We start from the raw sequence: 14,579 nt of genomic DNA, 5'->3' as shown, positions 1-14,579 counted from the left end.
GTTGAGATACCCCGTCGCCTCCGGCGAAAGTATTTTTAGAACATTAAATGGGGCGGTTTAGCTGAATTGCGCCGCCCATGTGGGTTGGACGTCATTTGGCTGCGCCGTCGCGGAATAGATCGCGCGGGCAATCGCGCGCGCCATTGCTGTTGCGGCAGCATGACCAAGGTAGAGCGTGTCGGCTATCGGATCGCTTAGCGATTTTTCGGAGGTGGCGGCGGCGAAGATCAGATCCCCATCCATTGGCGTATGCGCCGGGAACAGCGCACGGGCATAACCATCATGGGCTGCAATGGCGAGGCGTGTGCATTGCGCCTGTGTCAGCATAGCATCTGTAGCAATGATGCCGATGGTGGTGTTGGCGTGCGCGGCCAGTTTGGTCGGTGGCACATGAAGTTCAGGGTAACTCTGCGCCACGCCCTTATGACCAAACTCAGCATTTTGTTCATAAGGGGCGGCCCAGAACTCCGGCCCATCGCCCACCACGACCGACCCCAGCGCGTTGACCGCCACCAGCGCGCCGACCGTATGGCCAGAGGGCAATCTGACAGAAGCGGAGCCAAGTCCGCCCTTCAAATTCGCCGTGGTTGCGCCAGTGCCCGCCCCGGTAGAGCCGAGGGTGAAGTCCACGTCTGCGTTTGCCAGCGCCGCCAAACCAAGTCGCTTATAAGGGTTTTCTGACCAGTTTTTGTCCCCGCCGTTGATCAAATCAAACAGGATCGCCCCCGGCACGATCGGCACCAACTGATCGCCCACCTTAAAGCCCCGCCCCTGCGCACGCAGCCCGTCGGCAATACCAGAGGCCGCATCGAGGCCGAAGGCCGATCCGCCGGACAAGACCAGCGCGTCCACCTGTTCCACCGTTTTATCCGGCGCCAACAGGTCAGTCTCGCGCGTCCCCGGCGCACCGCCCATCACATGTACGCCGCAGGTAAAGGGTTGATCACCCAAAAGAACCGTCGCGCCTGTCTTGATCCCCTGATCCTCAGCGTTTCCGACGCGCAGGCCTGCAACATCGGTGATCAGATTCCGGGCACCGGGCCGGGCAGAGGTGGTCATGGTGTGATTTTCCCAAAGGTTGTAGTCAAAATCATCTTGCCTGATTTCGCAGGATCGGCAAGGTGGGTTTACACGGGTCAGGCCTATCGGGGCCGGGCGATGGCGTCGCCGCAATGCTGCATGAGAATGTACAGCAGTATTGGGATCCCGTGAAAACCGTCCTGAACGCCGGGACCTTTCTTTTGATTAAGGAGGGTCAACAAATGACATCTCGTCCTGAATTCTATCGTTTCCACAATGGCGAAAAGGCTGCGCTGCAGTTTGCAGATGCCGAATATGCCGACCGCGTCGCCGGCCTGCGCAAGATCCTCGTCGACAATGGCGTGGATGCGGCGGTGTTTTCATCGATGCACAACATCTCTTACTACTCTGGCTTCACCTATTGCGCCTTTGGCCGCCCCTATGCGCTGGTGGTCACCGCAACGGAATGTGTGACTATTTCAGCCGGAATCGACGCAGGTCAGCCGTGGCGGCGGTGCTATGGTGACAACATCACTTACACCGACTGGCAGCGCGACAATTACTGGCGAGCGATCCTGTCCGTCACCGGCACGGGCAAGGTCATCGGCTATGAAAGCGATCACCTGAGCCTGCAGCAGAAGTCGAAACTGGACAGTTTCCTATCACCCTCTGCAACCAAGGACCTTTATGAGCCGACCATGCGCCAGCGCATGCACAAATCCGCAGCCGAGCTGGAGATGATCCGCGCGGGCGCCGCGGTGGCTGATGTGGGTGGCTATGCGATCCGCGATGCGGTCAAAGAAGGCGCGAGAGAGATTGATGTCGCTATGGCCGGTCGTGACGCGATGGAGCTGGAGATCGCCAAACGGTTCCCCGATGCGGAATATCGCGACACCTGGGTGTGGTTCCAATCCGGCATCAACACCGATGGCGCCCACAACCCTGTCACCGCACGGCGTTTACAGCGCGGCGATATCTTGTCGCTGAACACCTTCCCGATGATTTCGGGTTATTACACCGCGCTGGAACGTACTATGTTTGTGGGCGAGGTAGACGATGCCTCCCTCCAATACTGGGAAGCGAACGTTGGCGCCCATGAACTGGGCATTTCGCTGTTGCAACCCGGTGCCAGCTGCGCCGAGGTGACCGATCAGATCAACGCATTCTTCGCCGAACGCGACATGCTGCAATACCGTACGTTTGGCTATGGCCATTCCTTCGGTGTGCTGTCGCACTACTACGGGCGTGAGGCCGGTCTGGAATTGCGCGAGGATATCGATACGGTGCTGGAACCCGGCATGGTTATCTCGATGGAGCCGATGCTGACAATCGCTGACGGCCAACCAGGTGCGGGCGGCTACCGCGAACATGACATCCTGATCATCACTGAGGATGGCAATGAAAACATCACCGGCTATCCCTACGGACCGGATTTTAACGTGGTCGGCTAACTGACCATTCGGCGCGGCGTCCCCACTGGCGCCGTGCCCTCCCCACCCCACGCCGGTGAGCGCTTGCATTGGCCTGCCAGTGGAAATATCGTCTGCATAACACACCAAGCCCTGCGATCGACAGGAGCTAGGCAGTCTTTCCAGCCAATAGCAACATTGGACGGCATCGCATGCCTGGCCCATTCAAGCGCGCCGACTGCCCGACAGCAGGCGGCAGTACTTTCCCCAAGGATCCACTGATCGCCGATCAGCCCTTTGACGGCTTTGAAATTGGCGTCTTGCACATGCTGCGTCTGTTTTGGATGGCTTGGCAAATCCCGCAGTCACGGGCGTGGATCGACGCGTTTTCCTTCGCGGATCGTCAGTTCGGACCTGATCAGGGACCACTGATGGCGCGGGCCGTTCTGGATATCTCACTGGCATTGGGTGAAACCCGCCGCGCGCCGCTGCGGTTTTATGACCCTTATTGCAGAACCTGCAGCGCCTCCATAACCAAAGAAGAAAACCACCTGATTTCCAGCCTCTATCATTTTCGCCGCGGCACGCCGCAGGCGCGGGCGCACTCGATGATGCTGTGCGAAGGCGAGGATGAAATGGTGTTTCATCAGGCTCTTGCCCGGCTCCTGCGACGGGCAGGCTATCTTGATCCCAACCTTGCGCCAAAACACGCAAGCCAACCACCCACACATTGATGAAAGAGTAACCGATGGCAAAACAAGGCATCATGATCTGCGGCCACGGCAGCCGATCTAAATCAGCCGAAGAAGAGTTCGGCCTGCTGGCCAAGGGGCTGCGCAAACGCTACCCGAACACGCCGGTGGAATATGGCTTTCTGGAATATTCCGCACCCAATATTCACATGGGGTTGGATGCGTTGGTCGCTGCTGGCGTGACCGAAATTGCCGCGGTGCCCGGCATGCTGTTCGCGGCCACCCATGCTAAAAACGATATTCCCTCGGTTCTGACCACCTATCAGGAAAAACACCCCGGGCTGACCATCAGCTATGGTCGTGAGCTGGGCCTGCACGACCAGATGATCGCTGCGTTCGAGGCCCGGATCCTTGAGGCGTTGGGCGTGGATCATCTGCATGACGGTGATCTCTATGACACGATGCTGGTGGTGGTGGGGCGCGGCACCTCGGATACGATGGCCAATGCCGAAGCCGCACGCCTGACACGTATTGTGGCGGAAAACATGGGCTTTGGCTGGTCGGAAACCGTTTACTCCGGTGTGACCTTCCCCTCTGTCGGGCAGGGATTAGAGATGGCGCTAAAGCTGGGGTACAAGAAGATTGTGGTAGCACCTTACTTCCTGTTTTCGGGCCGTCTGATCGACCGGATCTACAACTATGTGGACCGGGTGGCAGCGGAGCATAGCGATGTCACCTTGCTAAAGGCGCATTACCTGTCCGATCAGGATCACGTCATCGACACCTTTGTCGAACGGATCCGCGAAGCGGCGGCGGGCAAGATGGATGAGCCGGAGGATCTGATGACCTCTTTCCAGAACCGGCTGGCACGTGGCGAGGTGGAGGTGCATCATCACCATGCGGAGTTTATTGATCCCCTGGATGATGAGGCGGGCGGTGGTCATGATCACGGGCATTCACACGACCATGAGCACCACCATCACGGCCACGATCATCATCACGGGCACAGCCACGGCGTTTATCGCCACATCGCCCACCCCAATGGCCCGCGCACCATGATCGACGAAGGGGTCTGTTGTTGTTTCATGAGTCAGTTCCCGCAAGAGGTGATTGACGCAGAACGTGCCGCGCGCGATCAGAACTGAATAAAGCCATTGGATCGTTGATCCAGTCTGTATCGCTGGCAAACCCCGTCATTTTTGGCGGGGTTTTCTGTTGGCATTTGCGACATGTGCTGGCGCAGTCAGGCGATGAGATTGACTGATCGCCTGCCGCATTGAATAGTCAACGTAATCAGGAGGATGGGATGTCTATTGAGTTTTTACTGACCGCATTTGTCGTTGTTTTGTTGCCGGGCACAGGGGTTATATACACGCTGGCGGTTGGTCTGGGCCGGGGATTTAAGGCCAGCGTGGCAGCGGCCTTTGGCTGTACCATTGGGATCGTTCCCGCCGCTGTGGCAAGCATTGTTGGCTTGGCGGCACTGCTGCACGCCAGCGCGCTTGCCTTTCAGGTCATCAAATATTTGGGCGTTCTTTATCTGTTTTACATGGCGTGGAACATCCTCAAAGATGGAAGTGCCATGGATGTCCGCGCAGAAAAACGTTCAGAGAACTACGCGGGAATCGCGGCCAAGGGCACGCTCATCAATATTTTAAACCCGAAACTTTCCCTGTTTTTCCTGTCATTCCTGCCGCAATTCGTTTCTGCCAGCTCTACGAATGTCACGGTTGAACTGATCACCTTGGCATCAACATTCATGATGATGACCTTTGCTGTTTTTGTGGGATACGGCGCGTTTGCCGCCGCTGCACGCGACTATGTTGTGACACGTCCCAGGGTGATGAACTGGATCAAAAGAGGCTTTGCTGGTGTTTTTGGTTTTCTGGGGCTGAAGCTGGCGTTTTCTGACTGAAATAAACGCATATGATCGCACCGCACCAGCAGCCTGATCAGGTTAGCCTAGGGTAGGATCGTAGCCAGCCCTAGGCTGTGGCTTGAAACCGGCGTTATCACCCCTTCAGGCGCGGGGTGATGTCGATGTTGCCACGGGTGGCGTTGGAATAGGGGCAAACCTGATGCGCGGTTTCGATCAGCGTTTCCGCTTGTGCCTGATCCATGCCCGGCAGGGTGACGTCAATTTCGACGTCGAGACCAAAACCGCCCCCCACACGCGGACCGATGGCAACGGCCACATCCGTGGTGGCATCTGCAGGCACGTCGATCTCTTGTTCGCCCGCTACATGTTTCAGCGCTGATAGGAAACAAGCCGCATAGCCCGCTGCAAACAATTGTTCGGGGTTCATGCCATTGCCGTTGCCGCCAAATTCCTTCGGCGGGGCAAGGCCAAGAGTTGCGTCAGAATCGGCAAAGCTGGCGGTGCCATCACGGCCCCCGCTGGCGGTTGCGGCGGTTTTGTAGATCACGCTTTCAAGCATCGTCGTTCCTTTGCTATTTACTGTAGCACGATTAAATCGTGTGCGATATAAATTGTCGCCCCGCCTTGCGCCTGTCAACCCTTGCGACTTAATCGTGCACGATTTAATTTGACCGCATGACACAGACAGCCGAATTCACCACCCTCGACCAGCAGCTTTGCTTTGAGATCTATGCCGCTTCACATGCGTTTAGCAAGTTCTACAAACCGCTCTTGGATCCGCTGGGCCTGACTTATCCGCAGTATCTGGTGATGTTGCTATTGTGGGAACGCGACGACCGCGCGGTTGGCGATCTGGGAGAGGCGCTGTCTCTGGAAAGCTCAACCCTGACGCCGCTATTGAAGCGGATGGAGGCATCAGGCCAGATCACTCGCCAGCGCGACCCGGAGGATGAGCGTCGCGTCCGCATTCGCCTGACCGACGCAGGCCGCGCCCTGCAGGTGCAGGCCGCTAGCATTCCCGCCTGCTTGGGGGAAGCTGCGGCAATGCCTGCTACAGAGGTGCAGGAATTGCGCGAAGAAGTGCATCGTTTACGTCTGCGACTAGAGACGGCTCTGGCGGGTTAACGGATGAGAAAAACAGCCGCAAATACCACCCTAAAGTAGTATTTTATTCCTGCATATGTTACCCAATCTTGTATGGGTATTGATTTTGCAGCTTTCATTGGCCTCGCCATAGGCTTGATCGGGTACCAGATCATCAAGGTCGGCGACATTTCTGCATACAGCGCAGATTTACGTTGCGGTCGCGGATTGCGCTCCCTTACTGTGATCTTGGTTGTGCTATCGCTTGCCGCGATAGGCGGTGGCATACTCACTGCTTATGGAATTGATCTGACCTTCGGTCCTATAGCTTCAGGAATTGTGCTTCTCTCTGCAATCGTTCTGACTGCAATTTGCAACCTGAGAGAGGAGCAGCGCGCGCAGGCAGCAGTGCGGGAGGCGCAGATATAACCGATACAATGACTGCCATCTTCCAAGCATATAGCCCTAACCGTTACGTCGTGGCGCTGACCTGTTCTTGAAACTTCGTCTCAAATACTCCAACTGTATTCTATAGATTTTAGGCGCTTGCTAACGTAGCAAGCCGCAGAGCGGATTTCAGAAAGGGGACCGTTATGGTCTATGTGAAATGGGCATTTCGGATTGTGGTGCTGACCCTATTGGTTGGTTTCTTCCACTACACCCTGCCGCAACACGACATTGTGCGGGTGACTGGCACCTATGAAGAACGGATTGATTTTGGCAATAACTCCCTCTTCTGGTCCAATGCAGGCAGCGGTAATGCGACGTCGCCGGTGAACCGTGACGTGTTCTTTATCCAGACCAAATCGCCCGCAGATGAGGTGATGGTTTACCGCAATGAAGACACCGGCTGGGGCTGGCCGCCCTACTTCAAGTTCGACACCTCCAACCTGCAGGCCGAGGTGGGGGATATGGAATCCACTATCGAGGCGCCGAAATGGGTGGTCATCACACACTATGGTTGGCGCAATGAACTGTTTTCGATCTACCCCAACGCGGTGGATGTACGCCCTGCCACGGGACCAGATGAACAAATCATTCCTTGGTTCAACATCGTCTTCCTCACCCTGCTTGCCGCGCTGTTCTGGGGGATGTACGTGCGCTGGCGCCGTTTCCGCGAGGCGCGGATTGATCCAGTGCTGGAAGATATCGAGGACGGGTATGACGCAGCCACTGACGCGATTGCCGATCGAAGTAGCCGTGCAAGTCGCTGGTTTAACAGATTGCGCGGCAAGTAGTCCAAGCCTCGCTTAATACGACGTTGGAATTTGGACATTTTGGGAACGGTAAAGGGCGCAGTGTTGCGCCCTTTTTTATTGTCCAGTGTGTTCATGAAGCAGTGTTTGCGGAAATTACCGCAGCGATGCGCGCGACACCTTCGGTGATGCGGTCCGACGGGATCGAGGAGTAGGCGAGGCGGTAGTGATTGCGCGGAACCTCTGGTCCGCTGAAGAACCGATCACCGCTTTCGATCAGCACGCTATCGTGCAAAAGTTGCTGGCGCACCGCCTCCATATCTACCCCCTCCGACGCCTGCATCCAGAAGCTGGAGCCGCCGAAACTACCGCTGCCAGCAATGTTCAACCCATGATCAAGGAGTGCGGCCTGCATCACCGCGCGGCGTTCGGCCAGCAGACGCGACATCCGTTTTATCTGCGCATCATAATGGCCAAGGCGTAGAAAATAGGCGGCCGTGCGCTGGATATGGCCGGGCGGGTGGCGCAACACCGTTGCGCGCAGTGCGCGGGCCTGCCGGATGAACGGTTCGGAGCCGACCAAATAGCCAAGGCGAAGCCCAGGGAAGAGCACCTTGGAAAAGCTGCCCACATAGATCACCCGCCCATCACCATCGAGGCTTTTGAGTGCAGGCAGAGCAGGTGACAGGAAGGACATCTCAAACTCATAATCATCTTCCACCACCAACGCACCGCGCGCACGTGCTGCCTCTAGCAGGCACGCGCGGCGGGCGGCAGGCATGGTGGCCGAGGTTGGGCATTGATGTGATGGTGTGGTGAAGATGACATCGCACTTATCCGGCAACGCCTCAGGCGGCAGACCGTCAGCGTCCACATCCACTGGCGTGACGCCACAGCCGATCTGCGCCAACGTATCCTTCAGCGGCGGGTAGCCCGGGTTTTCCACCACCGCGCGGCGGTTTCCGTCCAGCAGCACCTGCGCCGCCAACCACAGCGCGTTCTGCGCGCCCATAGTGATCAACACCTCTTGCGGGCGGGCGCTTATACCGCGACGAGGCAGGCTATGGCGCAGGATAAATTCGACAAGTTCGGGATCGTCCTGATCGTAATAGTCAGTGGTCAGCGCTGTGAAATCCTTTTGTCCAAGCGCCTGCAGGGCACAGAGCCGCCAATGCCCATGATCAAACAGTGCCGGATCCGCCTGCCCGTAGACAAATGGATAACGATAGCGCGCCCAATCCGACGGCCGACCCGGCACAACCGAGGAGGTCAGTTGCCGTGGCAGCGCTGCGTCCCAATCAACCTTTGACGCACCCTCTGGTGGGTTGGGATCAGGCAGCGGCTCGGGGGCATTGTCGCTGACATAGTAGCCGGACCGATCGCGCGACTGCAGGTAGTCGCTGACCTGCAATTCAGTATAGGCCAGCGTCACAGTCAGGCGGCTAACTCCGAGGTGCGTTGCAAGCTTGCGTGACGACGGCAACTTCTCCCCCCGCCGCAGACGGCCTGACAGGATCGCACTGGCGATCATCTGTTGGATCTGCGCCTGCAGCGTGCCCTGTGCATCGGGTGTAAGGAAAAAGGTTTCGACGGAAACAGCCATTTGCGGAGGGTAGACTGGACCTAAGGCGTGCGCAATCTGGATATGGATATCAGGCTTGCATTTCGGTATAAAACTACAAAACTAGTTTTATCGAATCATTCGGGGTTTGGACCAATGGAACTGGAATTGGCCGCAGGCGGGTTTGGCGCAATGGGATCAGAAGCACGGCTGGATGTGTTGCGCATCCTGATCCGTGCCGGCGACGCAGGATTAAGCGTGAGCGAGATACAAGAACGCTCTGGCATCGCGCCGTCAACGCTGGCACATCACCTGAAATTTCTGGCCGCAGGCAATGTGATCGCGCAGGAACGTCAGGGGCGCAGCACGATCACACGGGCGAACTTCGACCATCTGCGGCTGCTCGCAGATTATATCCTATGCGAATGCTGCATGGACGCCCCACAGGAGGTGGCGAACGATGACTGATATCTCTCATTCCGCGCGCGGCTTGTCCTCTGGGCTGCAGTATCTGAAAACACCTTGGGCTGTTGCGGCCGTGTTGCTCACAATGGTGGCGTTGCTGGATCCTGCAAACCTGCGGAACGTGGTGGAATTTTCACTCAGCGCCCTCCTCAACACGGCACGTTACATCGTCTTGGCAGTGTTCCTGCTGGCCTATCTGAAGGCCACAGGGGCTGAGGTCATGGTCGCCCGCGCCTTCGAGGGGCGTGAAAGCCGGATGATCCTCTTGGCTGCGCTGTTTGGTGGGCTGGCGCCATTTTGTTCCTGCGAAGTGATCCCGTTCATTGCTGGCCTCTTGGCTCTGGGCGCTCCCTTGCCCGCAGTAATGGCGTTCTGGCTGTCCTCGCCGTTGATTGACCCACCGACCCTTTTGATCACAGCCGGTGCACTTGGCTGGCCCTTTGCGATTGTCAAAGCGGTGGCTGCGGTGGCACTGGGCCTGCTCGGTGGCTTTGCCCTGCGTGGCCTGATGCGTTTGGGCGCGTTTCAATCGCCTTTGAAAAAGCAACAGTCATCGGGTTGTGGCAGCTGTTGCAGTGTGCCCAAGATGGACGGCAAACCGCAGTGGCGGTTCTGGCAAGAGGCAGAGCGGCGTCAGACATTCGGGCGCGAGTTTCGCGAAAACGCGTTGTTCCTGCTGAAATGGTTGGCCCTCGCCTATGTGCTGGAGGCACTGCTGGTGCACTATGTACCGGCGGATCTGATCGCCACGCTGGTGGGGGGCACCGGGGTGCTGCCAATCATCACCGCCGCCTTCGTCGGAATGCCTGCATACCTTAACAGTTATGTCGCGCCGCCACTCTTGGCCGGTTTGATGGATCAGGGGATGAGTGCAGGGGCCGCGATGTCCTTCATGATCGCTGGCGCGGTCAGTTCAATCCCCGCGATGGCCGCTGTGTGGTCGCTGGTAAAACCGCAGATCTTTGCCGCCTATCTGGGACTGGGGATCAGTGGCGCGATCCTGTCAGGGATTCTGTTCCAAATGTTTTGACAGGCTAAGGGGGCCACATGGCCCCCTCTTTTTATTATCCGATTATTATCCGACCGCAAGAATGGCACCAGCCAGTGCGGTGCCGCCCCCAAGGATGCGCAGGGGCAGTTGGAACCGGTGCAGGCTGGCACCAATCAGAGTGCCGAAGGCGTGCAGAACAATCGTCGCCATCAGGAAACCCGCACCATATGGCAGCGCCTCTGCCATACCCAGTTCCGACCCGTGGGCGTGACCGTGAAACAGGGCAAAGCTCGCCACCGTCAGCATCGCCCAATGCGTTTGTGGCTGCACCGCCAGTGCCACCAGCAGACCCAGAACGACAGACGAGGCAAGGATCACCGGCTCCACCACCGGCAGGGGCACACCAGCAAGCGAAGCAAGGAAGCCCGCCAGCATGGCCGACACAAATCCCAACGGCACTGACCAGATTGCCCAACCGCCGATCTGCGCCGCCCAGAGGCCGACAACAATCATCGCCAGTACATGATCAAGGCCGAACAGCGGATGGGTAAACCCCGCAGCAATAGAGCCATGTTCGGCAGGGTCCATATGAGCGAATGCGGGGGAGGCCAGCATCAGCGCGGCCAGAAGTGTGATATATTTCATCATCGGATCCTTAGTTAGGTCATCCGGCACCCCGAAATAGGTCGTGCCTGTGTTTGGTCTAAAACCACGCCCCGCGCGAAAGCGCAATACGCTGCCGTAGGGTGGACACTCTGCCCACCGTTCACGTGCTTAATCGCGGGGCTTTTCCAGCTGCCAGTTCAGATGCGCCTGTACCATCGGCCATTCATGCGACAGGATCGAATAGACAGCCGTATCCCGCAGGCTACCGTCCGCCATACGGGTATGACTGCGCAACACGCCGTCCAGTTTGGCGCCCAGCCGTTCAATCGCACGGCGGCTTTGATGGTTCATGAAGTGGGTGCGAAACTCCACCGCGACGCAATCGAGGTCATCGAAGGCATGCGACAACAGCAGACGCTTTGCCTCGGTGTTCAGCGGGCTGCGCTGCACCTCTGGCGCATACCAGGTGGACCCAATCTCAACCCGTTTGGTGGCGGCATCAATATTCATGTAGGTAGTCATCCCCACCGCACGCCCCGAGGGCAGCAAAACGGTGAAGGGCAGCATGGACCCCGCCTCTTGCAGGGTCAGGCGGCGGGCAATCTCTGCCTCCATCCCCTCTGCCGAGGGCACGGAGGTGTACCACAGTTTATGCATATCGCCGCTGGCACTGGCGGCCTGTAGATCCGCCAGATGGTCAAACGACAAAGGGGCCAGCATTACGTGCAGGCCCGTCAGTTCAATAGGGGTGGGCCACATCAGCCGAAAACCTCGCTCAACGCCTTGTCGACCGTATCGGTGATCAGATCGACATCTTCTGGCGTTACTATCAATGAGGGCGAGAAGCACAACACGTTGTTGCGCCCCGGCACTGACCGGTTGGAAGCACCGATAATAACGCCCATCGCGCCACAGGCCGCAACGACCGCGCCCACCTGCGCCTCCTCCACCGGTTCCTTGGTTTCGCGATCCTTGACCAGTTCGGCACCCAGAAACAGCCCCTTGCCGCGCACGTCACCAATGACGGCGTGTTTCTCTTTCAGCGCCTCAAGGTTGGCGAGGAAACGCTCACCCATCGCGGTGCAGTTTTCCAAAAGATCCTCATCCTCGATAATCCGCATATTTTCCAGCGCCGCCGCCTGACCGCTGGCGCAGCCCCCGAAGGTCGAGATGTCGCGGAAATGGTCCAGTTTGTCCGAGGGGTCCGATTTGAAGCAGTCAAAGACCTCTTCGGTCGCGACCATACAGGCAATCGCTGCGTAGCCCGAAGCCACGCCTTTGGCCATCGTCACAAAATCCGGTTTTACATCATACTGCTGATAGCCAAACCATGTGCCAGTACGCCCGATGCCACAGACCACCTCATCAATGTGCAAGAGGATATCGTATTTTTGGCAAATCTCCTGCACACGCGGCCAATAACCGGGGGGCGGAGTGATGACACCGCCGCCTGCTGTTACCGGCTCCAGACACAATAGGCCAATGCTCTCTGGGCCTTCGCGCAGAATCACATCCTCAATCAGGTTAGCGGCGGCGATGCCGAATGCTTCGCCTTCCAGATGGCCAAGGCCCAACTCGTCTTTGCGGTACTCCATGCAGTGTGGCACCCGCACGAACCCGGGGGCAAAGGGACCGTACTGCAGATTGCGTTCATCCTGGCCGCCCGCCGACATCGCCGCCAGCGTGCCGCCGTGATAGTCACGGTCGCGGTAAAGGATCTTGTTCTTCTTGCCACCGTATTTCTTGTGCGAAATCTGGCGCACCATCTTGAAGACTTTTTCATTCGCCTCAGAACCGGAGTTACAGTAGTAAACGCGGCTCATCCCCGGCATTTTAGAGATCAGTTTTTCCGCGTATTTCGATCCGGGAATCGACCCTGCGGCCTGAGCGAAATAGCACATCTTCATCAGTTGCTCATGCACCGCGTTGGCGATGCTTTCACGGCCATAGCCCACATTCACCGTCCACACCGCGCCAGAAACCGCATCAAGGTACTCTTTGCCGTTTTGGTCCCAGACGCGCATGCCCTTGCCTTCGATGATGATGCGCGGCTCCGCTTCCTCAAAAGGTTTGTGCTGGGTCAGGTGGTGCCAGACGTGGGCACGATCGGCGTCAACGACGGCCTGAATATCATTGTCACGGGTACCATCCATCGGGCTGTCCTTTCTACTGGATCCAAAGCGCAGTCCACACGGCTGCCTTGGCTTCATTCAACGCCGAATTGACGGGAGGGCGTAGGTCCAGATACCTACGCACGATATGTCCAGTATCCACTGCCACTTTTTCTTGCGCCACATCTGGCGGGAGTATGTCGCAGATCCTTGAAGGGGTACGTGGGGTTTTCTTGCAGTTAGGGATTGCCTAGGGTTTGGATCAGAAAAGAGGGGGATACTTTGGACAAACGGGCCTTTCTGAGCGAGTTGTTTGATGCTGCAATCGCAGCCGCAGATCCCAAGCAGGCATTGGCAGCACATCTGCCTTCACGTCCCAAGGGGCGCACGGTGGTGATCGGTGCCGGCAAAGGCGCAGCACAACTGGCCGCCGCGTTTGAGGATCTGTGGGACACTCCTGTCGAGGGTACGGTGGTCACCCGATACGGCTATAGTTGTCCGACACGCTACATTAAGGTGTTGGAGGCCGCGCATCCGGTGCCAGATGAGGCCTCACGCGCTGCGTCAAATGCACTGTTTCAGCAAGTTAAGGGGCTAAGCCCTGACGATCTGGTGGTGGCTCTGATCTGTGGCGGGGGATCTGCGTTGCTGGCAGCGCCTGCAGTGGGTTTGACACTGGCCGATGAGGTAGCGTTGAACGAGGCTTTGCTGGCCTCAGGCGCGCCGATCGGGGCGATGAATGCGCTACGCAAACAGATCAGCGCAGTCAAAGGCGGACGGCTGGCCGCTGCCTGCGCCCCTGCTCGCGTGGTGACCCTGGTGGTGTCGGACGTGCCCGGCGATGATCCGGCGCAGGTGGCATCCGGGCCAACAGTGCCAGACCACCGTGGCCGTAATGATGCGCTAAAGGCTGTGACAGATTACAACATCACCCTGCCCGATACCATCGCCCGCCAACTGGCCGAGGCACCAGAGGATGCCCCATCCCCGGAGGATCCCCGTTTTCAGCGCAATGAGGTGTATGTCATCGCCTCTGCCGCAATGTCGCTGGAGGCGGCGGCCAAACGGGCAGAAAAACTTGGCTGCACAGCGGTAATCCTATCTGATGCGATTGAGGGCGAAGCGCGTGAAGTCGCCAAGGTGCACGCCGCCATCGCGCGGCAGGTTGTGATGAGATCACAACCTTTCAAGCCGCCTGTTGTAATCCTTTCGGGTGGGGAAACAACCGTCACCCTGCGGGCCAGCGGCGGGCGTGGCGGGCGCAATAGCGAGTTTCTACTCTCCCTCGCGCTGGAACTAGACGGGAGCGTGCAGATCACTGCGTTGGCGGCGGACACGGACGGGATTGATGGGTCGGAAGATAACGCAGGCGCATTTGCCGACAGCCGCACCGTGCAACACATGAGACAAGTGGGCATGGATCCGGCCGCGGCCTTGGGGCAGCACGATTCCTATAGCGCCTTTGCAGCTGTGGGTGCGCTCTTTGTCACGGGTCCAACAGGCACCAATGTGAATGATTTCCGCGCTATTTTGATTGACGCCGCAGCCGACGAATGACGCAAGTTT

General features: G+C 58.0%; 16 protein-coding genes. 10 read left to right on the top strand and 6 right to left on the bottom strand.

The genetic code is table 11. The features are described from left to right. Positions 1-57: 57 nt before the first annotated feature. The gene (locus tag MHM86_RS13525) at positions 58-1,059 is read right to left on the bottom strand and encodes a P1 family peptidase (RefSeq protein WP_239200538.1); all 1,002 of its coding nucleotides are present in this window, start codon (positions 1,057-1,059) and stop codon (positions 58-60) included. A 203-nt stretch (positions 1,060-1,262) separates the two neighbouring features. On the opposite strand from MHM86_RS13525, the gene MHM86_RS13520 reads away from it, so the two are divergent. From MHM86_RS13520 to MHM86_RS13505, 4 genes are all read left to right on the top strand, one after another. Next, positions 1,263-2,471, top strand: a complete 1,209-nt coding sequence (locus tag MHM86_RS13520; protein ID WP_239200536.1) for an aminopeptidase P family protein — start codon at positions 1,263-1,265, stop codon at positions 2,469-2,471. Positions 2,472-2,641: 170 nt separating this feature from the next. After that, positions 2,642-3,163, top strand: a complete 522-nt coding sequence (locus MHM86_RS13515; RefSeq protein ID WP_239200535.1) for a hypothetical protein — start codon at positions 2,642-2,644, stop codon at positions 3,161-3,163. A gap of 14 nt (positions 3,164-3,177) precedes the next feature. Then, on the top strand, positions 3,178-4,266 hold the full coding sequence (locus MHM86_RS13510; RefSeq protein ID WP_239200534.1) for a sirohydrochlorin chelatase: 1,089 nt from the start codon (positions 3,178-3,180) through the stop codon (positions 4,264-4,266). A 161-nt stretch (positions 4,267-4,427) separates the two neighbouring features. Next, positions 4,428-5,036, top strand: coding sequence for a LysE family translocator (locus tag MHM86_RS13505; protein WP_239200533.1), 609 nt, complete (start codon positions 4,428-4,430; stop codon positions 5,034-5,036). Between the two features lie 97 nt (positions 5,037-5,133). Here MHM86_RS13505 and MHM86_RS13500 read toward each other — a convergent pair whose 3' ends face one another. Next, entirely contained in the window at positions 5,134-5,559 is a 426-nt protein-coding gene (locus MHM86_RS13500) for an organic hydroperoxide resistance protein (protein ID WP_239200532.1), read from the bottom strand. A 116-nt stretch (positions 5,560-5,675) separates the two neighbouring features. Between MHM86_RS13500 and MHM86_RS13495 the strand changes: the two genes are divergently transcribed. The 3 genes from MHM86_RS13495 (at position 5,676) to MHM86_RS13485 (ending at position 7,321) form a co-directional block, all read left to right on the top strand. After that, positions 5,676-6,125 (top strand): MarR family winged helix-turn-helix transcriptional regulator, encoded by a 450-nt coding sequence (locus MHM86_RS13495; RefSeq protein ID WP_239200531.1) that lies wholly within the window; start codon positions 5,676-5,678, stop codon positions 6,123-6,125. A 72-nt stretch (positions 6,126-6,197) separates the two neighbouring features. Then, entirely contained in the window at positions 6,198-6,512 is a 315-nt protein-coding gene (locus MHM86_RS13490; RefSeq protein WP_239200530.1) for a hypothetical protein, read from the top strand. A gap of 164 nt (positions 6,513-6,676) precedes the next feature. Further along, on the top strand, positions 6,677-7,321 hold the full coding sequence (locus tag MHM86_RS13485; protein WP_239200529.1) for a DUF1523 family protein: 645 nt from the start codon (positions 6,677-6,679) through the stop codon (positions 7,319-7,321). 91 nt (positions 7,322-7,412) lie between these two features. Here MHM86_RS13485 and MHM86_RS13480 read toward each other — a convergent pair whose 3' ends face one another. Then, a complete protein-coding gene (locus tag MHM86_RS13480) occupies positions 7,413-8,882 on the bottom strand; it encodes a PLP-dependent aminotransferase family protein (protein ID WP_239200528.1) in 1,470 nt (489 codons plus the stop codon). 114 nt (positions 8,883-8,996) lie between these two features. Between MHM86_RS13480 and MHM86_RS13475 the strand changes: the two genes are divergently transcribed. After that, complete coding sequence (locus MHM86_RS13475; protein WP_239200526.1) at positions 8,997-9,308, top strand: helix-turn-helix transcriptional regulator; 312 nt, start codon at positions 8,997-8,999, stop codon at positions 9,306-9,308. Then, positions 9,301-10,335 carry a permease gene (locus MHM86_RS13470; RefSeq protein ID WP_239200524.1) on the top strand — a complete coding sequence of 345 codons (1,035 nt, stop codon included), beginning with the start codon at positions 9,301-9,303 and terminating at the stop codon, positions 10,333-10,335. Before MHM86_RS13475 ends, MHM86_RS13470 begins: the two co-directional genes overlap by 8 nt. A gap of 45 nt (positions 10,336-10,380) precedes the next feature. Here MHM86_RS13470 and MHM86_RS13465 read toward each other — a convergent pair whose 3' ends face one another. The 3 genes from MHM86_RS13465 to MHM86_RS13455 form a co-directional block, all read right to left on the bottom strand. After that, on the bottom strand, positions 10,381-10,941 hold the full coding sequence (locus MHM86_RS13465) for a HupE/UreJ family protein (RefSeq protein ID WP_239200522.1): 561 nt from the start codon (positions 10,939-10,941) through the stop codon (positions 10,381-10,383). A gap of 129 nt (positions 10,942-11,070) precedes the next feature. Further along, on the bottom strand, positions 11,071-11,661 hold the full coding sequence (locus MHM86_RS13460) for a GNAT family N-acetyltransferase (RefSeq protein ID WP_239200521.1): 591 nt from the start codon (positions 11,659-11,661) through the stop codon (positions 11,071-11,073). After that, positions 11,661-13,055, bottom strand: a complete 1,395-nt coding sequence (locus MHM86_RS13455; RefSeq protein WP_239200520.1) for an aspartate aminotransferase family protein — start codon at positions 13,053-13,055, stop codon at positions 11,661-11,663. Before MHM86_RS13455 ends, MHM86_RS13460 begins: the two co-directional genes overlap by 1 nt. Before the next feature lie 240 nt (positions 13,056-13,295). On the opposite strand from MHM86_RS13455, the gene MHM86_RS13450 reads away from it, so the two are divergent. Next, positions 13,296-14,570, top strand: coding sequence for a glycerate kinase (locus MHM86_RS13450; RefSeq protein WP_239200519.1), 1,275 nt, complete (start codon positions 13,296-13,298; stop codon positions 14,568-14,570). Positions 14,571-14,579 lie beyond the last annotated feature (9 nt).

Origin of the sequence: Thalassobius sp. Cn5-15 (assembly GCF_022347685.1) — a bacterium.
Lineage (GTDB): Bacteria > Pseudomonadota > Alphaproteobacteria > Rhodobacterales > Rhodobacteraceae > Thalassobius.
This window is presented reverse-complemented; position numbering and strand designations above follow the sequence as displayed.